This is a genomic window from Agrobacterium leguminum (assembly GCF_015704895.1).
Taxonomy (GTDB): domain Bacteria; phylum Pseudomonadota; class Alphaproteobacteria; order Rhizobiales; family Rhizobiaceae; genus Agrobacterium; species Agrobacterium leguminum.
This window is the reverse complement of sequence record NZ_JADQWB010000001.1, coordinates 460,059-478,375: the sequence shown is the minus strand read 5'-3', so window position 1 is coordinate 478,375 and position 18,317 is coordinate 460,059. Positions and strand designations below refer to the sequence as shown.

The window sequence follows — 18,317 nt, the reverse complement described above, 5'->3', positions numbered from 1 at the left end:
TCAAAGTCGTGTGTCAGAATTTCGCCATGCGAATCATTATGCCAGTAGCGTCAATCATAACGCCAAACGCGGTTCCCGTCCGATTTGAAGTGGGTCCGTCTGGCAAACGCGGCGCATCCTATGCCACGATTGTGTCAGGGTTTCGCAACAGGAGGATTGCGCTGGCGAGGTTGCAATGGCAAGTCTCGCAGCCACGAATGAACGGTTAGCCAAGGCATGTCCACAGCTCATTTCACGTTTTGTACTCTTTTCAGCCTGACTGTGGCGGCCATGCCCGTCGCAACCTCCGCCGCCGAGGGGCCGCTGCGGCCTTTCAAGGACGAGTTGTTTTCCGCGCAGACGGTGCTTTCCACGGGCGATGGCGGCGCATCCGAAGTCATCGACTATCAGGAGATGCGCGATATCAACGGCCGCGACGAGGTGCCCGAGCGGCGGGTGAAACGGCAATATGTAGATATGACGCCGAAGAAGGCGCAGGCACTGGAAACAATGTCCGTCGAGGGCAGGGCGCTTGAGGTCGGCCGCGTCGGGCCGGCAAGCGGGCAGGCCTTCACGGTCATCTTCATTCATGGGCGCGGCGGCGACCGGCGGCTCGGCATGAACGACTACACCTTCGGCGGCAATTTCAACCGGCTGAAAAATCTCGCCGTCGCCAATGGCGGCACCTATTATGCGCCGAGTGTGCGCTCCTTCGATGAGAACGGCGTCGCCGATATCGCGACGCTGATTGCCGATGCGGCCAAAAAATCGGGCGGCAAGCCTGTCGTGTTGACCTGCGCCTCGATGGGCAGTTTCATCTGCTATGGCATCAGCCGGGACAAGGCGGCCGTCGCCAATCTCAAGGGCATGGCGATCCTCGGCGGTGCGGTCGATCCGGATTTTCCGAAAAGCGCCTTTGCCAGGGCGAAGAAGCCGGTCTGGTTCACCCATGGCAGCGCCGACAAGGTCTATTCGGCCGATCAGCAGGCAAGCATCTTCCGCTCTTTGCTGAAGGCCGGCGAGCCGGCGCGGTTCACGCGCTATGAGACCGGTAGCCACGGCACACCGGTGCGCATGACCGACTGGCGGGCGGTTTTGAACTGGATTTTGAGCCGCTGAGGCCGCGATTTGGGTCAGCAACGGCAAATTTCTAGAAATTGCCCGTTGTTTTGAACCTTTGGGCCGCTTTTTTGTACCATTTGTTGCCGGCTGAGGTTAAAGGAATATCCCGGGATTTCCGGCAGTGTTTCTGTCGCGATTATGGGCCGTGATACGGCTGAGGGAAGGGGCGCCGCCACAGGCGGCCTCAAGACAAAGGGAATGGGATACGCATGACGCCGAATGTTCGACCGCTTGTTGCCGGAAACTGGAAGATGAACGGCACCCGTGCCTCGCTCGATCAGATCAAGGCCATGGCAGAGGGCGTCAAGGGCGCGCTGTCCGAAAAGGTGGATGCGCTGATCTGCCCGCCCTCGACATTGCTCTACGTCTCAACGGCGCTGTGCGATGACAGCCCGCTGATGATCGGCGCGCAGGATTGCCACCAGAACGCCTCCGGTGCCCATACCGGCGATATTTCCGCCGAGATGATCGCCGACTGCTTCGGCACCCATGTCATCGTCGGTCATTCCGAGCGCCGTACCGACCATGCCGAGACCGATCATCTGGTGCGCGCCAAGGCCGTTGCCGCCCATCAGGCCGATCTTATCGCCATCGTCTGCATCGGCGAGACGGCGGATGAGCGCAAGGCGGGCCAGACGCTCGATATCCTCAAGCGCCAGCTGGCCGGCTCCCTGCCGGACGAGGCGACGGCCGAAAATACCGTCATCGCCTATGAGCCCGTCTGGGCGATCGGCACGGGTCTGACACCCACCGTGGACGATGTGCGCGAGGCCCACGCCTTCATGCGCGACGAACTCGTCAAGCGCTTCGGCGACGCCGGCAAGACCATGCGCATCCTCTATGGCGGCTCGGTAAAGCCCGCCAATGCGCTGGAACTGATGGGCGTCGAGAACGTGGATGGCGCGCTGATCGGCGGCGCGAGCTTGAAAGCCGCAGACTTCCTGTCCATCTATGCGGCATACGAGCAACTGACGGCCTGAGACAGGTTTTCCTGTTACAGATGGCGGGAAAGGGGCTTGGAATAAGCCTTCGCCTCATGTAAAGAGCCGCGAAACCTTCTTTGTAGTGCTCCGCGCGGGGCATGGAATGGATTGTCATGCAGACCGTTTTGATTGTTATTCACCTCATGATCGTGCTGGCGCTTGTCGGCGTGGTCCTGATCCAGCGTTCCGAAGGCGGCGGCCTCGGTATCGGCGGCGGTTCGGGCTTCATGTCCGCGCGCGGAACGGCCAATGCGCTGACGCGCACCACGGCGATCCTTGCCGCGCTGTTCTTCGCGACCTCGCTCGGCCTCGGTCTCCTGACGCGTTACGAATCGCGCCCGACCGATATTCTGAACCGTATTCCGGCCACGCAGGGCCAGGGTAACGGCATTCTCGATACGCTCGGCCCGGCGACGACGCCGTCGACGCCGGCTCCGGCTGAGAATGGCGTTCCGACCAATGGTGCAGCCGCACCGGCTCAGACGACCCCGGCTCCGGCCGCTTCCGGCACGGCCGCTCCGGCCCCGGCGCAGCCCGCCGATCCGAACGCAGTTCCGACCGGTCAATAAGCCCGGTTTTGATTTAACGCTCCGGCAGGCCAGCGCATAGCCCTTGAAATCTTCATGATTTAAAGAAAGGACTATGCGCCGACCTAAAAGCGTTACAGCGTCCTTTGCGCGTCATGAATGACGCGCGGCGCTGTAATGCCTGCCGGTTTTCTTTTGTTCGCATTCCGGCCTGACCCATCGCAAATTCGTCAACAGCGAATTTTCGAAAGCATGAAATTTGGGCTGGCGGAATCAGAGGTAAAAAGGTATCCGGTGAATCCCATGGCGCGATATGTATTCATCACAGGCGGCGTGGTCTCCTCTCTAGGCAAGGGCATCGCCGCGGCAGCACTCGGAGCTTTGTTGCAATCCCGTGGTTATCGGGTGCGGCTTCGTAAACTCGACCCCTATCTGAACGTCGATCCCGGCACCATGAGCCCGACACAGCACGGCGAAGTGTTCGTGACGGATGACGGTGCCGAGACGGACCTCGACCTTGGCCATTACGAGCGCTTCACGGGGCGTTCGGCCACCAAGACCGACAACATCACCACCGGTCGCATCTACAAGAACATCATCGACAAGGAACGGCGCGGCGACTATCTCGGCGCAACCGTTCAGGTCATTCCGCATGTCACCAACGAGATCAAGGATTTCGTGATCGAAGGCAATGACGATTACGACTTCGTCATCTGCGAGATCGGCGGCACGGTGGGTGACATCGAGGCGATGCCGTTCATGGAAGCGATCCGTCAGCTCGGCAACGACCTGCCGCGCGGCACGGCGATCTATCTTCACCTGACGCTGATGCCTTACATTCCGGCGGCTGGCGAGCTGAAGACCAAGCCGACCCAGCATTCCGTGAAGGAACTGCAGGCGCTCGGCATTCATCCCGACATTCTGCTCGTGCGCGCCGACCGGGAAATCCCGGAAGCGGAACGCCGCAAGCTTTCGCTGTTCTGCAACGTGCGTCCGTCCGCCGTCATTCAGGCGCTGGATGTGGCGAATATCTATGACGTTCCGATTGCCTACCACAAGGAAGGTCTCGATTCGGAAGTGCTGGCCGCCTTCGGCATCGAGCCGGCGCCGAAGCCGCGTCTGGAGCCCTGGGAAGAAGTCTGCAACCGCATCCGCACGCCGGAGGGCGAAGTGACGATTGCGATTGTCGGCAAATATACCGGCCTCAAGGATGCCTATAAGTCGCTGATCGAGGCGCTGCATCACGGTGGTTTCGCCAACCGCGTCAAGGTCAAGCTGGAATGGATCGAGTCGGAAGTCTTCGAAAAGGAAGACCCGACCCCCTATCTCGAAAAGGTCAACGGCATTCTGGTGCCGGGCGGCTTCGGCGAGCGCGGTTCGGAAGGCAAGATCATGGCGGCGCAGTTCGCGCGTGAGCGCAACGTGCCCTATTTCGGCATCTGCTTCGGCATGCAGATGGCGGTCGTGGAAGCGGCCCGTCACCTTGCCGGCATCGAAAATGCCTCCTCCACCGAATTCGGTCCGACCTCAGAGCCGGTTGTCGGCCTGATGACCGAATGGGTCAAGGGCAACGAGCTGGAGAAGCGCTCCTCCAAGGGCGATCTCGGCGGTACGATGCGTCTCGGCGCCTACAAGGCGGCGCTGAAGAAAGACACCAAGATCGCCGAAATCTACGGCACCACGGATATTTCCGAGCGCCACCGTCACCGCTATGAGGTGAATGTGGATTACAAGGACCGGCTGGAAGAATGCGGCCTGGTCTTCTCGGGCATGTCCCCGGATGGCGTCCTGCCGGAAACGGTGGAATATCCCGATCACCCGTGGTTCATCGGCGTTCAGTACCACCCGGAACTGAAGAGCCGCCCGCTTGACCCGCATCCGCTTTTCGCCAGCTTTATTGAAGCGGCGGTGGAGCAGAGCCGGCTGGTTTGACGGTTTGAATGATTACGAAGAGGGCCGCTTTTGCGGCCCTTTTTATCTATCGCGATCATAGAACCACTTAAGCCGCGGTAGCCGTCCGATTGGAACCTTTAGCAAGACATCCTCGTGATAGCAGAACTATTTCAGCTTTCGAGTTCGGCCAGTATCGCGTTTGCGCTTTCCGTAAGTTCCACCCAGTCGGAACAATATCGGAATATAGATCGCTCAAACCCAATGTTTTCGGCCTCTTTGGCATGCATCACCTCGACCATTTTGCGAAATAATGCTGATTGCGGAAAATCGTCATAAATATTTTCTAATTCTGTTCTCAGATACGGTATTAAAGAGTTATCATAGGAGTGCTCGGAAACCAATTTAACCAACAAATCCTCGACTTCAATGATTGCTCCATGTGATTTGACTATATCTGTAACAATTTCACAGCATTGGTTCCTATCTTGTGCTTCCCACAGATCGAGGAAACGTGTATAAATAGGTACGAAATCTGAATACATAACGGCTAGTATACTTAGGGGAACCTCACCAAACGCCGCTTCGTCCGTCTCCATCATGGGAATTGCATGTCCTTCTTGAGAGAATCGGATAAGCAATTTTTCCAGCGTCCCAAACCAAGCACGCAGGTCATCAAGCACTTCAGAGTGAAGCGCGAGTTTTATCCAAGCATTATAATTTATTTCAGTCCAAGGATAGAATTCCTCACTCGAATTCCATGTTCCCGATAAATCAATGACCCTGTACCAAATATTTTCATCAGATAAGCTTTCTTCAATTCTCAAAGATATCTCATTGAGGTCTCTAATTATTTCTTGAGGTTTTTGCGTTGAAACAATACAAAACGCAATCTCGGAGTTCTTCTTTTTCTCTATTACGGGCACAATGCAATCCTTTATATAAATATTATATAGATATATTTAATTAGAGTTTTATATTATTTTAATATTAGAAAATATAGAATTTTCTTGAGTATAGGAAGTGATAGATCGTTTATTACGGTCAGCTCGATCAGTGGGTCGCCACTATTACTTCCTTCTGTTCCTTTAACGAAAACGGGCCCGAAGGCCCGTTCTGCATTCCACCAAAATCCAAACCGATTACTTCGGGCCGATCATGTTTTCCGGGCGCACATACTGGTCGAACTCCTCGTTGGTGAGGTATCCACCGCCGACGGCCTCGTCGCGCAGCGTCGTGCCGTTCTTGTGCGCGGTCTTGGCGATCTTGGCGCAGATGTCGTAGCCGAGCTTGCTGTTGAGCGCCGTCACCAGCATCAGCGAGTTTTCGACGCCCTTTTTGATATTGTCTTCGCGGGCCTCGATGCCGACGACGCAATTGTCGGTGAAGGAGACGGCCGCATCGCCTAGAAGCTGGACCGACTGCAGGAAGTTGTAGGCCATCATCGGGTTATAGACGTTGAGTTCGAAGTGGCCCTGCGAACCGGCGAAGGAAAGCGCTGCATTGTTGCCGAAGATGTGGGCGCACACCTGCGTCAGCGCTTCCGACTGGGTGGGGTTGACCTTGCCAGGCATGATCGACGAGCCGGGTTCGTTTTCCGGCAGCGACAATTCACCGAGACCGGCGCGCGGGCCGGAGCCGAGGAAGCGGATGTCGTTGGCGATCTTGAAGAGCGCAGCCGCAGCCGCATTGATCGCACCGTGCGAGAAGACCATGGAATCGTGCGAGGCGAGCGCCTCGAACTTGTTCGGCGCGGTCACGAAGGGCAGGCCGGTGATCTTGGAGATTTCCTCGGCGACCTTTTCGGCAAAACCGATGGGGGCGTTGAGGCCCGTGCCGACGGCAGTGCCGCCCTGAGCGAGCTTGGAAAGCGCTGGCAGGGTGGTTTCGATATTGGCGATGGCCGAGGCGACCTGCGCGGCGTAGCCGGAGAATTCCTGGCCGAGTGTCAGCGGCGTTGCATCCTGCGTGTGGGTGCGGCCGATCTTGATGATCTTCTCGAACTGCTTGACCTTGGCTTCCAGCGCCTTGTGCAGGTGCTTGAGGCTCGGCAGCAGGTGGTGAACGATCTCTTCCACGCAGGCGATGTGCATCGCCGTCGGATAGGTGTCGTTCGAGGACTGGCTCATATTGACGTGGTCGTTGGGATGAACCGGCTTCTTGGTGCCCATTTCGCCGCCGAGCATCTCGATTGCGCGGTTTGAAATCACCTCATTGGCGTTCATGTTGGACTGGGTGCCGGAGCCGGTCTGCCAGACGACGAGCGGGAAATGCTCGGTCAGCTTGCCGTCGATGACTTCCTGCGCGGCGGCGATGATGGCGTCACCGACCTTGGGGTCGAGGCCAGCAAGCGCCATGTTGGCGCGGGCTGCGGCCTGCTTGACGATGCCGAGCGCGCGAACGACAGAGGCGGGCTGCTTTTCCCAGCCGATCTTGAAGTTGCCGAGCGAGCGCTGCGCCTGCGCGCCCCAATAGCGATCGGCCTGAACTTCAATGGGTCCAAATGTATCGGTTTCCGTCCGTGTGGCTGTCATCAATCTTGCCTTTTTACTCGTTTTCCTCCGCCAAAACGGCGCCTTCGCCCGCCTTGCGCGGCCGATATATAGAATCATCGCGCCGGCAATGAAAGCGTTGCAATGCAGCGGAGGCAGATATTTCCCGCCGCACAAAAGCGATTTCGCCGTATGGCGCGGCGCGGGGTGAAAAAGGCGCCGGCGTGTCATTTTTACTACGACGCGAAATGGCCGGAAAAGCGGGCTTTCCGGGGTGCTGGGAAGGTCTGGCGGGGCAGGGCAAAGTGAATGAAATAAATGGAAATTTAACCATTCTCGCCAATTCTGGAAATTACGTTTTTACGGCTTTGGCTGTATCATAAGGTTCATTTCGGCACGGTTGTGGGCTTTTTCGCGTTTTCTTTTCAACGGGCCGTCGATCGGCTAGACAAGCATGAAACTGATGCCCGCCCTTTCGCTGGCGGTGCTGGGTGCTACGAGGATCAAATTGCAAGTCACATCTGGAAAAACATCGGCAGCACTGGTGCTGGCTCTCGGTCTTTCCGTTTCCACCGCTCTTCCCGGCAGCGCCGGTGCGGTAACGCTGATGGACCTCCTGCGCGGCGGCCCTGGCAAGATCGCGCGCGATCGCGGTGAGTTGCCGCCGGCCGGCATCGTCACCTCGCCCCCCGGATCGAGTGCCGGCCAAAGTGCGGATGCTTCCGATCCCGAGCCGCTGCCGCGTGTTTCCGGCCCGCGCTATTACGACTACAAGGCGGATACGGCCCGTGCGGTGAACACGGCGAATTTCGGTGAAGGCCTTGCCAATCTGAAATTCAGCGCCACCCCTGAGATCGCCAAGGCGCTGGAAGCCTATTACGGCGCTGGCGGCAAGACGCTCTGGGTTTCGGAAGGCGAGCTGACCGCGCGCGCCAATGCTGTCATCGCCTTTCTCGAGACGGTCGGAGAAAGCGGCCTCGATCCGGCCGATTACAGCATTTCGCCACCGGCAAAGGATGTGACGGCCAGCATCAGCAACGCTTCCGGTGCGGCTGCGACCGATACGCCGGTGGAGACGGCCTCGGCGCCCGTGTCCGACGCCTATCAGCGGGCGCAGATGCAGTTCGAGCTGGCGCTTTCCGCCAAGGTTCTCGCCTATGTGCAGGATACGGCCCGTGGCCGTGTCGATCCGAACCGGCTTTCCGGCTATCACGATTTCAAGCGCAAGACGGTGAACCTCGCACCCGTGCTGAAGCTTGCGGGCCTGAGCCCCGATGTTGCCGCCTATCTGCGCAGCCGCGAACCGTCGAGCGCCGAATATCTGGCGCTGAAGGCGGAGCTTGCCCGCCTGCGCGGTGAGGGCGATGCGGCGCATGTCGTCCGCGTTCCCGCCGATCTGGTGCTGAAGCCCGGCAACAGCAGCGCGGATATGGCCAATGTCGTCAAGGCCATCGAACATCGCGCTTCGCCCGCCTTCAAGGCCGAACATGCCGCGACCATTTCCGCTTACCAGCAGACGCCGGATTATACGCCCGATCTCGTCGATCTGGTGAAGGCGTTCCAGAGCGAAAACGGCCTGAAACCCGATGGCGTGATCGGCCGCGCCACCGTGCGCGCCATGGTCGGCGAAAGCAATGACGCGAAGATCGCCAAGGTGCAGGTGGCGATGGAGCAGGTCCGCTGGCTGCCGGCCGATCTCGGCCAGCGTTATGTCTTCATCAACCAGCCCGCCTTCATGGCCTATTACCACAATGACGGCCAGGAACAGTTCGGCATGAAGGTGGTCGTCGGCTCCAAGGCCAACCAGACCTATTTCTTCCAGGACGAAATCCAGACCGTCGAGTTCAACCCCTATTGGGGCGTGCCGCAGTCGATCATCGTCAACGAAATGCTGCCGAAGCTGCGCCGCGATCCGTCCTATCTCGACCGGCTGGGTTACGAAGTGCAGGTGGGCGGCCGTGCCGTCTCCTCCACCAGCGTCAACTGGTATGGCTCCACAAACGCCGTTTCCGTGCGCCAGCCGCCGAGCAGCGACAATGCGCTGGGCGACTTGAAAATCCTGTTCCCCAACGCGCATGCCATCTACATGCATGACACGCCGGCCAAGAGCTTCTTCAATCGCGACATGCGGGCGCTGAGCCATGGCTGTATCCGTCTGGTCGATCCGCGCCGCATGGCCGCCGCCGTTCTCGGCACCAGCGTCGACAAGGTCGGAGAGCAGATCGCGTCCGGCAAGAACCGCGCCGTGCAGGTGCCGGAGAAGGTTCCGGTTTATGTGGCCTACTTCACCGCCTGGCCGGACAAGGACGGCAAGGTGCAGTTCTTCGACGATGTCTATGACCGCGACAGCTATGTGCAGAAGGCGTTCGCCGTGACGACGAAGGCGCGGCCCGCGTCGATCTGATTAGGATAGCATCAAGAAAAAAGCGCCGGAGACGGCGCTTTTTTTTGAAGGAAAGGCCTGCCCAATTTGTTTGGTGCTGGAGTCCGCCTGCTACATTTGGCGTTAAAGGCAACACCGTACTCCGTCACCCCGGACCTGATCCGGGGTCCAGCGCGATCAAGTCCTTGATCGCAAAAGAGTCTTTTCACGGCGCAGACGCGCCGTGGCTGGATGCCGGATCTAGTCCGGCATGACGGAAGAGAGGTTGTTCAGCTCTCATTGACGTCGGAATCGCCGTTCCCTGGCGCTTTACTTGTCTGGTCCAGCCTCTCAGGCCGCGGCTGCACCCTTCGCAACCAGCTCTTCGAACAGCGCCGGCGTCAACGCTGTGAAATCGTCGATCACGACATCCGGCTCCAGTTCAACCATCGGCACATCCGAATAACCGAAGGTCACGCCGATCGACGGCACGGCGGCGTTCTTTGCCGCGAGAATGTCGTTGATGCTGTCACCCACCATGATGGAGCGCTGGACGTCGCCACCGGCTTTTTCGATGGTGCCGAGAATATGGCGGGCATCCGGCTTGCGGAAGGAGAAGGTGTCGCCGCAGGTGATGGCGGCGAAATAGCGTGTCAGACCGAGTTCTTCGAGCAGCGGCAGAGCGAGGATTTCAGTCTTGTTGGTGCAGACGGCAAGCGTGATGCCGGCTTCCGAGAGCGCATCCAACGTGTTGATGATGCCGGGATAGGGGCGGCTTTCGCCGGGCATTTCGGCGCGGTAATGGGTGATGAAGCGCTCATAGAGCGGCTCGATTTCAGCTTCCGGCAGTTCCGTTTCGCGAAGCGCAAAGGCGCGCTTGATCATCACTCGCGCGCCCTGGCCGACGAGGTGGGTCAGGTCGTCATAGGTGACGGGAGCAAGCCCGGCTGCGGCAATGGTGTGGTTAAGGCTCGAGACCAGATCGGCGGCGGTATCGACCAGCGTGCCGTCGAGATCGAAAATGGCGAGCGGGGAGAGCGGGCGGGATGTCACGGGAACTGGCCTCTCGGGAATGCGTGTAACTGATGTATCGGTGCTTTCATTCCCGCCAAGCCTAGGCAAACGGGCCTGTCTTTGCAACCGCGTCACAACGTTCTGTTCGTTGGCTTGAAAAAGGCTTTCGTTTGGCTTTCGACCCGTGTAAACAGCACGGCGACGACAAAGTTACCGGAGTTTCAGGCACATGGATGCCCGCCAGATGAAGATCAAGGCCGCCGAGGCCGCATTGTCCCACGTGCAGGATGGGATGCGGCTCGGTATCGGCACGGGTTCGACGGCCGAGGAATTCGTCAGGCTTCTGGCCGAAAAGGTCGCCGCCGGTCTGAAGGTCGAGGGCGTGCCGACATCCGAGCGCACCGCGCGCCTGTGCGTCGAGCTTGGCGTGCCGCTGAAATCGCTGGATGAATTGCCGGAACTGGATCTGACCATCGACGGTGCGGATGAGGTCGATCATGCGCTGCGTCTCGTCAAGGGCGGCGGCGGCGCGTTGCTGCGCGAAAAGATCGTTGCGGCGGCATCCGCCCGCATGATCGTGATCGCCGACCAGAGCAAGGTGGTGGAGACGCTGGGCGCCTTTCCGCTTCCCATCGAAATCAACCCGTTCGGCCAGGTGGCGACGCGTATCGCCATCGAAAAACTGGCGTCGCGTTCCGGGCTTTCCGGCACGCTGACGATGCGTTCTTCCGGCGACGGCGCTTTCATGACCGATGGCGGACACCTTATCCTCGACGCATCTTTTGGCCGTATTCCTGATGCAGAAGCGCTAGCACGCGAGCTGAACACGATTCCCGGTGTCGTCGAGCACGGACTTTTCATAAATTTGGCATCGCTTGCCATTATCGCGGGTCCTGAAGGCGCCCGCGTGATGCAGGCAGTATAACAGGAGCGAGATTTTCATGGTCAAACTAGCGGGACTGGGCAAAGCTGCCGCTGCTTCGATCCTCATTTCCGGCATCGTGTTCGGTACTGCCGCACGCGCTCAGGAAATTTCCGAAGCGCATATCGCTGCCGCACGGCAGGCGATTACCTCTCTTGGCGTTACCGACCGTTTCGACGACATTCTGCCGGGTCTGGCGGAGCGTCTGAAGGCCGAACTCATTCAGGCTTCGCCGAACGTTCAGGACGCGATCACCGAGACCGTCGATGCGAAGGCTCTCGAGCTTGCGCCGCGCCGCGCCGATCTGGAGCGCGAAGCAGCGCTCACCTATGCGCGCGCCTTCACCGTCGAAGAGCTGAACGCCATTTCCACCTTCTACAGCAGCGAAGCCGGCAAGAAGCTCCTGAAGGACGGCCCGATCGCCACGCGCGAACTGATGAAGGCTGCCGATATCTGGGCCGCCGGCATCAACCGCGACCTCAACGCTTCCAGCATGTCGGAACTGCAGAAGGTTGCCGGCGCCGATCTGAAGCCGCTTCCGGCCGATCAGAACGCCACCGGTGGCGCTCCGGCTGCTCCCAAGCCCTGATTGAATGAACAGGCTGAGCATCGGACCGGAAAGTGTAATGCGGTTTCCGGAGAATCCGATGCTTAATCAAAAAGCCTATCTTCAGAAATATTCAAAGCCCGGCCGCAAGACCGGGCTTTTCATTTGTGCGTCGCAGCACCTATATGTGCCGTGAATGCGCCGCCGCCCGTCTCGAGGCTGACGGCGGCGGTTTTGATCAGGGGTTTTGACTATGACAGCTTATGACTACGATCTTTTCGTCATCGGTGGCGGTTCCGGCGGCGTGCGCAGCGGCCGCGTGGCGGCCTCGCTCGGCAAGCGCGTCGCAATTGCCGAGGAATACCGCTATGGCGGAACCTGCGTCATCCGCGGCTGCGTGCCGAAGAAGCTGTTCGTTTATGCCTCGCAATTCCCTGAGCATTTCGAGGATTCGGAAGGATTCGGCTGGAGCGTCGGCGAGCGCAGCTTCGACTGGAAGAAGCTGATCGCGGCGAAGGACAAGGAAATCACCCGTCTCGAAGGGCTCTACCGCAAGGGTCTGGAAAACGCCAAGGCCGATATTTTCGACAGCCGGGCGGAACTGGTCGACGCCCATACCGTGAAGCTGACGAAAACCGGAGAGACCTTCACCGCCGAGCGTATCGTGATTGCCGTCGGCGGCACGCCGAACGAGCACAAGGCGCTGCCCGGCCATGAGCTGACGATCTCGTCCAACGAGGCTTTCGACCTGGAAGAGCTGCCGAAATCGATCCTGATCGCCGGCGGCGGTTATATCGCGGTGGAATTCGCCAATATCTTCCATGGGCTGGGTGTCGAAACGACCCTGATCTATCGCGGCAAGGAAATCCTGTCGCGTTTCGATCAGGACATGCGCAAGGGCCTGCACGAGGCCATGGAGGCCAAGGGCATCAGGATCCTGCTCGGCGATGTCATCGAAGAAGTGACGAAGGGTGAGGGCGCATTGCAGGCCCGCACCAAGAACCATGGTACGCTTGCCGTCGCGACGGTGATGCTGGCGCTCGGGCGCGATCCGAACACGAAAGGTCTCGGTCTCGAAAATGCCGGTGTGAAGCTCGATGCGCGGGGCGCGATCGTCGTCGACGATTATTCGCGCACGAATGTGCCGAACATCTTCGCGCTGGGCGACGTCACCGACCGGGTACAGCTGACGCCGGTGGCGATCCATGAGGCCATGTGCTTCATCGAAACCGAATACAAGAACAACCCGACCAAGCCGGATCATGAGCTGATCGCGACGGCGGTGTTCTCGCAGCCGGAAATCGGCACCGTCGGTCTTTCGGAAGAGGAAGCCGGCAAGAAATATCCGGAACTGGAGGTTTATCGCGCCCAGTTCCGGCCGATGAAGGCGACGCTTTCCGGCCGTCAGGAAAAGACGATCATGAAGCTGATCGTCAATGCCGCCGACCGCAAGGTCGTCGGCGCGCATATTCTCGGCCATGAGGCAGGCGAGATGGCGCAGCTTCTCGGCATCACGCTGAAAGCCGGCTGCACCAAGGATGATTTCGACCGCACCATGGCGGTTCATCCGACGGCCGCCGAAGAGCTGGTGACGATGTATTCGCCGAGCTATCGCGTCGTGAATGGCGAGCGTGTGTAACGCCGGTACAGGCGTGATATAATCGCCGCCCACATCAGCCTGCCGCCCTTCGAAAGCGAAGTTTTCGAATGGCGGCGGCGTTGTTAAATCGTTTGAATTGACTTTTGTGCGTCTGGAGCGCTCAAAACGGGCAGAATGAGCCGGATGGCTCAGGGATCGGCTATGCAAAGCCGATGCTTGGAGCTATAAGCCGCTCAATTTTTCGAGGCGGCCGCGCGACGTCGCGCGGGCGAGAAAAGGGTGAGAACATGGCACAGAATTGGACCCCCGGCAGCTGGCGGCAGAAACCGATCCAGCAGGTTCCCGAATATCCGGATGCGGCAGCGCTTGCGGCAACGGAAGCCACGCTTGCGACCTATCCGCCCCTGGTCTTTGCCGGTGAAGCCCGCCGCCTGAAGAAGCAGCTTGCCAATGTGGCGGAAGGCAACGCCTTCCTGCTGCAGGGCGGCGATTGCGCCGAAAGCTTCGCCGAACATGGCGCGGACAATATCCGCGACTTCTTCCGCGCCTTCCTGCAGATGGCCGTCGTGCTGACCTATGGCGCGCAGCTGCCCGTCGTGAAGGTCGGCCGCATTGCCGGTCAGTTCGCCAAGCCGCGCTCTTCCAACGTGGAAGCGCAGGATGGCGTGACGCTGCCGTCTTACCGCGGCGACATCATTAACGGCATCGAATTCAACGAGGCCTCGCGCATTCCGAACCCGGAGCGCCAGCTCGACGCCTACCGCCAGTCGGCGGCGACGCTGAACCTGCTCCGCGCTTTCGCGATGGGCGGTTACGCCAACCTCGAAAACGTTCACCAGTGGATGCTCGGTTTCATCAAGGACAGCCCGCAGGCGGACCGTTACCGCAAGCTGGCCGACCGGATTTCCGAGACCATGGATTTCATGAAGGCGATCGGGATCACGGCGGAGAGCAATCCGAGCCTGCGCGAGACCGACTTCTTCACCAGCCATGAGGCGCTGCTTCTCGGTTACGAAGAGGCGCTTACCCGCGTCGATTCCACCTCGGGCGACTGGTACGCCACCTCGGGCCACATGATCTGGATCGGCGACCGCACGCGCCAGCTCGACCATGCGCATGTGGAATATTTCCGTGGCATCAAGAACCCGATCGGCCTGAAATGCGGCCCGTCGCTGACGCCCGACAATCTGATCGAGCTGATCGATGCGCTGAACCCGGCGAACGAGGCCGGCCGCCTGACGCTGATTTGCCGTTTCGGCCATGACAAGGTGGCGGACAGCCTGCCGAAGCTCATCCGCGCTGTCGAGAAGGAAGGCCGCAAGGTCGTCTGGTCCTGCGATCCGATGCATGGCAACACGATCACGCTCAACCACTACAAGACGCGTCCGTTCGAGCGCATCCTGTCGGAAGTCGAAAGCTTCTTCCAGATCCACCGCGCCGAAGGCACGCATCCGGGCGGCATCCATATCGAGATGACCGGCAAGGACGTAACGGAATGCACGGGCGGCGCGCGCGCCGTGACGGCGGATTCGCTGTCCGACCGTTACCACACCCATTGCGATCCGCGCCTCAATGCCGATCAGGCGCTGGAACTGGCCTTCCTGCTGTCCGAGCGCATGAAGAGCGGCCGCGATGAGAAGCGTCTGGCAATCGCCAACGCCTGATCTGACACCATAAACAAAAAAGCCGCCGGGAGACCCTCCGGCGGCTTTTTCATGCGCGGTACTGAATTATTGCACCAACGCCGGCTGCTGGCAGCGGACATCCGTGACACGCACATCGGCTTCGCCGATCTTGACGCCGAGAACCAGAAGCACGTTGTAGAGCAGCTGATCGACCGGAGCGGTGACTGCCGCAAGCGTGTTGGCAAGCGCCGACTGAATGCCCGCCAGGCCTCCCAAATCCAGGTTGAGGAAGAGAAGCCTGATATCCAGGTTGAGGTTTTTCAGCAGTGAACTGACAAGAGTGGTGACGGTGTCCTTGGTGGAGACACTCTTGATCTTGGCCTGGGTAATATCGGACTGCGTGAAGGTCAGCTTGGTCTTGGTCATATTGGTGGCGTTGATGAGGGCGCTGCCATTGATGGCGAGCAGCGCCGAATCCACGATTGCGGCCTTAGTGACGCGCGGGTCCCTGCCGAAATTGGCAAAGGCCGTGGTATCGACATTGCCAAGGGCGATTTCGACGACGCCGGGAACGACCTCGACATCGACGGTGCCCTGTCCGCCGCCCGTGCAGCGAATATCGGCAAGCCGCGCTTCGGCATGGGCGACTTCCACATAAAGCGGGAGATTGACCTTGAGGCCGGCAATGGCCTGAAGCCCGTCCACCACGACACTGACCGCAAGACGGGTCTGTGCGGTGCGCACCACGGTGCCCTGACCGCCGACGGCGAGCGACGGCGTTTCGACCGGCGGTTCACCGATGGCGAGCGTTGCCTTGACCGAGGCGAGGCCGAGAAGATTGGCGTTGATATTAAGGCCCAGCTGGTTGCCGCCATTGCCCGCCACGGCGGCGGCATTGATGAGATCGAAGACGCCAGCGGTGACCTTGAGGTTTTCGCCCGTACCGATCAGCTTGTCCGAGAACGGGCCGAGATTGAGGATCTCCTCGAGCTTGATCTTGACGTTGCTCTTGTTGACGGTTTTTTGCAGCGTATTCAAAATGTTGACGACCGCCGGCTGCAAGCCTGTGGTTTTCGTCAGTACGTCGAGGAATTTGCCGTAGCTGATTTCCGTCTTCAGAACATCCTTATAGGTGCCGGCGGTGAGGTTGAGATCGATGGCCAGCGCCTCGACGATCTTGAGCGCATTGACATCGGCGGCGAGAAGCGCCTGATAATCCATGAGTTTCAATGAAACCGTGGTGCCGAGCAGACCGCCGAGCAGGCTGTTGAGAATTCCCTCATCGAGGCTGGCGAGCCGCGATCCCACCGAAAATGCCGCGATCCTTTGGGACGAGGCCGTTCCGACCGCCGAGACCTTTGGCGGCTTGGTGAAGGCGGAAGCGAAGAATATCTGGCCCTGTTCGACGATGTTCACCTTTATCGCATTGGTGGGCAGGGCGTTATCGACGAAACGCTGGCCGACCGGGACTGTCGCATCCGGCTCGTAATGACCCTTGATGACCTCGGCATAACCCTTGCTGTTGGCGAATTCATTCAGCGGGTCGAAGGGTTGCAGGCCCTTTTCGGTCAAAAGCCCCTGGGCCGTCCTGACACCGAGATCCATGCCATTGAGGGCGAAATATTGCTGAACCGCCTTTTCGGCGTCCGTGGCGTTGGCTGCCGCCGATATGGCCGCGAGATCGGCGGTCTGCTGCAATTGCCGTTTCTGCAATGTCAGATAACCGTAATCGACGCCGAGCGCCAATATGCCGATGAAGAGCGGTGCGGTGAGCCCCGCCGAAATGGCGATGTTGCCCGTTTTATCCTTGAGGAAGCGGGGAAGCAGGGAATGAAAATCTCGCATGTCATGCTCCTCCGATCCGGATGGTGGAAAAACGCCGGATGACCGGCTCGGGCAGGGTGTAGCTGTAGAGGCTCCAGATCGGTAGATCGCGGGCGTCATATTCGACCTTCACCGTGAACTGGTTGGCATTGGCGGGATCCGTCGCGACATCGACGGTGAAGCGGCTCTTGTCCATGAAGGCGTAGCTGAGGTCGCTTTTGGTGACGAAATCCCGGGCAAGCTGCTGGCGTTCGGTCGTGTTGAGGCCGGCAACCGCCGTCCGTGCCGCGTCGGCGGCGATCTGCTGCACCGAATAGGCCGCCATCAGATAAATGCCGTAGGCGATCATGGTGAGCAGGACGAGAAAGAATATCGGTGCGACGATGGCAAACTCGACAGCAGACGAGCCAGATCTATCGCGAAAGAAACGCACTCCATTAAACATAAAGCACCCCCGTTCCTTCAGGCATCAAGGTTCGATGCCTTGATTTATTATTTTCGGAAATGCTAATTTATAGGTGTTAATTTTGTGTTGATGCCGCTCCTATGGGTTGCAGCTCTTCTTAAGCTTTCGCGTTTACTTCAGATCAGCCGAAGCCCTTTGAAGCTGGCGTGGCCGTCCTTGCCGATGATGATGTGGTCGTGGACGGTGATGCCGAGCGGCTTTGCCGTATCGATGATGGTCTTGGTCATCTCAATATCGGCGCGCGAAGGTGTTGGGTCTCCACTTGGATGATTGTGGATTAAAATCAAGGCGGTAGATGAAAGTTCAAGGGCGCGGCGCACGACCTCGCGCGGGTAGACCGGCGTGTGATCCACGGTTCCCTGACCCTGTACCTCATCGGCGATCAGGACGTTGCGCTTGTCGAGGAACAGGACGCGGAACTGTTCGCGCGTTTCATGGGCCATGGCGGCGTGGCAATAATCGATGACCGAGGACCAGGAGCCGAGCACCTGCTTGTTGCGGATCTCGCTTTTCAGCATGCGCTGGGAAACGGAGGCGACGAGCTTCAGATCGAGCGCCACGGTTTCGCCCACGCCCTTCACCTCCTGCAACAGCGGCAAGGACGCGCCGAGCACGCTGCCAAGCGTTCCGAAGCGGGCGATCAGGGCCTTGGCGATGGGCTTGGTATCGCGCCTCGGGATCAGCCGGAAGAGAAGAAGCTCCAGCAATTCGTAATCGGCGAGCGCCGCGTCGCCGCCATCGCGATAGCGCGCCCGCAGCCGGTCGCGATGTCCGTGATAATGGGCGGCATCCGCCTCCTGTTCGACGATGGCTGCCGGCCTTTTCGCGCCGCTTCGCGATTCGGCAAAAAAGCCGCGCTCATCCGCTCCGTTGAACAGATCGCCTTCGCCCGCCTGAAAGCCGGGAGTTTTGGAAAGATCGGCGGAAGGCGGGGCGGGGCGTTTTGCCATAGGCGGGTCTGGCC

Annotated in this window: 15 protein-coding genes; 9 read left to right on the top strand and 6 right to left on the bottom strand. The window is 59.4% G+C overall.

Annotation, left to right across the window (positions count from 1 at the left end):
* Positions 1 to 216: 216 nt before the first annotated feature.
* From I3J13_RS02400 to I3J13_RS02385, 4 genes are all read left to right on the top strand, one after another.
* Complete coding sequence (locus I3J13_RS02400) at positions 217 to 1,098, top strand: alpha/beta fold hydrolase (protein ID WP_196377897.1); 882 nt, start codon at positions 217 to 219, stop codon at positions 1,096 to 1,098.
* Between the two features lie 212 nt (positions 1,099 to 1,310).
* Positions 1,311 to 2,081, top strand: a complete 771-nt coding sequence (gene tpiA, locus I3J13_RS02395) for a triose-phosphate isomerase (protein WP_080851921.1) — start codon at positions 1,311 to 1,313, stop codon at positions 2,079 to 2,081.
* Between the two features lie 116 nt (positions 2,082 to 2,197).
* On the top strand, positions 2,198 to 2,653 hold the full coding sequence (gene secG, locus I3J13_RS02390; protein ID WP_003524802.1) for a preprotein translocase subunit SecG: 456 nt from the start codon (positions 2,198 to 2,200) through the stop codon (positions 2,651 to 2,653).
* Between the two features lie 261 nt (positions 2,654 to 2,914).
* Positions 2,915 to 4,543 (top strand): CTP synthase, encoded by a 1,629-nt coding sequence (locus tag I3J13_RS02385; protein ID WP_059760448.1) that lies wholly within the window; start codon positions 2,915 to 2,917, stop codon positions 4,541 to 4,543.
* Positions 4,544 to 4,674: 131 nt separating this feature from the next.
* On the opposite strand, the gene I3J13_RS02380 is transcribed toward I3J13_RS02385, so the two are convergent.
* On the bottom strand, positions 4,675 to 5,427 hold the full coding sequence (locus I3J13_RS02380; protein WP_196377895.1) for a hypothetical protein: 753 nt from the start codon (positions 5,425 to 5,427) through the stop codon (positions 4,675 to 4,677).
* Between the two features lie 216 nt (positions 5,428 to 5,643).
* On the bottom strand, positions 5,644 to 7,035 hold the full coding sequence (gene fumC, locus I3J13_RS02375; RefSeq protein WP_035223240.1) for a class II fumarate hydratase: 1,392 nt from the start codon (positions 7,033 to 7,035) through the stop codon (positions 5,644 to 5,646).
* 412 nt (positions 7,036 to 7,447) lie between these two features.
* Here fumC and I3J13_RS02370 point away from each other — a divergent pair, with 412 nt between their 5' ends.
* Positions 7,448 to 9,397 (top strand): L,D-transpeptidase family protein, encoded by a 1,950-nt coding sequence (locus tag I3J13_RS02370; RefSeq protein WP_236000796.1) that lies wholly within the window; start codon positions 7,448 to 7,450, stop codon positions 9,395 to 9,397.
* 309 nt (positions 9,398 to 9,706) lie between these two features.
* Here I3J13_RS02370 and I3J13_RS02365 read toward each other — a convergent pair whose 3' ends face one another.
* Positions 9,707 to 10,408 (bottom strand): HAD-IA family hydrolase, encoded by a 702-nt coding sequence (locus tag I3J13_RS02365; protein WP_196377894.1) that lies wholly within the window; start codon positions 10,406 to 10,408, stop codon positions 9,707 to 9,709.
* A gap of 190 nt (positions 10,409 to 10,598) precedes the next feature.
* Here I3J13_RS02365 and rpiA point away from each other — a divergent pair, with 190 nt between their 5' ends.
* The 4 genes from rpiA to I3J13_RS02345 all read left to right on the top strand — a co-directional run bounded on the left by rpiA (position 10,599) and on the right by I3J13_RS02345 (position 15,102).
* A complete protein-coding gene (gene rpiA, locus I3J13_RS02360; protein WP_003524809.1) occupies positions 10,599 to 11,294 on the top strand; it encodes a ribose-5-phosphate isomerase RpiA in 696 nt (231 codons plus the stop codon).
* 16 nt (positions 11,295 to 11,310) lie between these two features.
* A complete protein-coding gene (locus I3J13_RS02355) occupies positions 11,311 to 11,880 on the top strand; it encodes a DUF2059 domain-containing protein (protein ID WP_003524811.1) in 570 nt (189 codons plus the stop codon).
* Positions 11,881 to 12,091: 211 nt separating this feature from the next.
* Entirely contained in the window at positions 12,092 to 13,477 is a 1,386-nt protein-coding gene (gene gor / locus I3J13_RS02350) for a glutathione-disulfide reductase (RefSeq protein WP_196377893.1), read from the top strand.
* A gap of 248 nt (positions 13,478 to 13,725) precedes the next feature.
* Complete coding sequence (locus tag I3J13_RS02345) at positions 13,726 to 15,102, top strand: class II 3-deoxy-7-phosphoheptulonate synthase (protein WP_035262011.1); 1,377 nt, start codon at positions 13,726 to 13,728, stop codon at positions 15,100 to 15,102.
* A gap of 66 nt (positions 15,103 to 15,168) precedes the next feature.
* On the opposite strand, the gene I3J13_RS02340 is transcribed toward I3J13_RS02345, so the two are convergent.
* The 3 genes from I3J13_RS02340 to radC all read right to left on the bottom strand — a co-directional run bounded on the left by I3J13_RS02340 (position 15,169) and on the right by radC (position 18,303).
* On the bottom strand, positions 15,169 to 16,908 hold the full coding sequence (locus tag I3J13_RS02340; protein ID WP_196377892.1) for a TadG family pilus assembly protein: 1,740 nt from the start codon (positions 16,906 to 16,908) through the stop codon (positions 15,169 to 15,171).
* 1 nt (position 16,909) lies between these two features.
* Positions 16,910 to 17,332, bottom strand: a complete 423-nt coding sequence (locus tag I3J13_RS02335) for a TadE/TadG family type IV pilus assembly protein (protein WP_003524819.1) — start codon at positions 17,330 to 17,332, stop codon at positions 16,910 to 16,912.
* A 137-nt stretch (positions 17,333 to 17,469) separates the two neighbouring features.
* Positions 17,470 to 18,303, bottom strand: coding sequence for a RadC family protein (gene radC, locus I3J13_RS02330; RefSeq protein WP_196377891.1), 834 nt, complete (start codon positions 18,301 to 18,303; stop codon positions 17,470 to 17,472).
* Between the last annotated feature and the right edge of the window lie 14 nt (positions 18,304 to 18,317).

Excerpts from the sequence above, each read along its gene's own strand:
- secG (WP_003524802.1), top strand. The coding sequence starts at position 2,198 with ATGCAGACCGTTTTGATTGTTATTCACCTCATGATCGTGCTGGCGCTT.
- I3J13_RS02370 (WP_236000796.1), top strand. The coding sequence starts at position 7,448 with ATGAAACTGATGCCCGCCCTTTCGCTGGCGGTGCTGGGTGCTACGAGG.
- I3J13_RS02400 (WP_196377897.1), top strand. The coding sequence starts at position 217 with ATGTCCACAGCTCATTTCACGTTTTGTACTCTTTTCAGCCTGACTGTG.
- I3J13_RS02385 (WP_059760448.1), top strand. The coding sequence starts at position 2,915 with ATGGCGCGATATGTATTCATCACAGGCGGCGTGGTCTCCTCTCTAGGC.
- tpiA (WP_080851921.1), top strand. The coding sequence starts at position 1,311 with ATGACGCCGAATGTTCGACCGCTTGTTGCCGGAAACTGGAAGATGAAC.
- fumC (WP_035223240.1), bottom strand. The coding sequence starts at position 7,035 with ATGACAGCCACACGGACGGAAACCGATACATTTGGACCCATTGAAGTT.
- rpiA (WP_003524809.1), top strand. The coding sequence starts at position 10,599 with ATGGATGCCCGCCAGATGAAGATCAAGGCCGCCGAGGCCGCATTGTCC.
- I3J13_RS02355 (WP_003524811.1), top strand. The coding sequence starts at position 11,311 with ATGGTCAAACTAGCGGGACTGGGCAAAGCTGCCGCTGCTTCGATCCTC.
- gor (WP_196377893.1), top strand. The coding sequence starts at position 12,092 with ATGACAGCTTATGACTACGATCTTTTCGTCATCGGTGGCGGTTCCGGC.
- I3J13_RS02340 (WP_196377892.1), bottom strand. The coding sequence starts at position 16,908 with ATGCGAGATTTTCATTCCCTGCTTCCCCGCTTCCTCAAGGATAAAACG.
- I3J13_RS02345 (WP_035262011.1), top strand. The coding sequence starts at position 13,726 with ATGGCACAGAATTGGACCCCCGGCAGCTGGCGGCAGAAACCGATCCAG.
- I3J13_RS02335 (WP_003524819.1), bottom strand. The coding sequence starts at position 17,332 with ATGTTTAATGGAGTGCGTTTCTTTCGCGATAGATCTGGCTCGTCTGCT.
- radC (WP_196377891.1), bottom strand. The coding sequence starts at position 18,303 with ATGGCAAAACGCCCCGCCCCGCCTTCCGCCGATCTTTCCAAAACTCCC.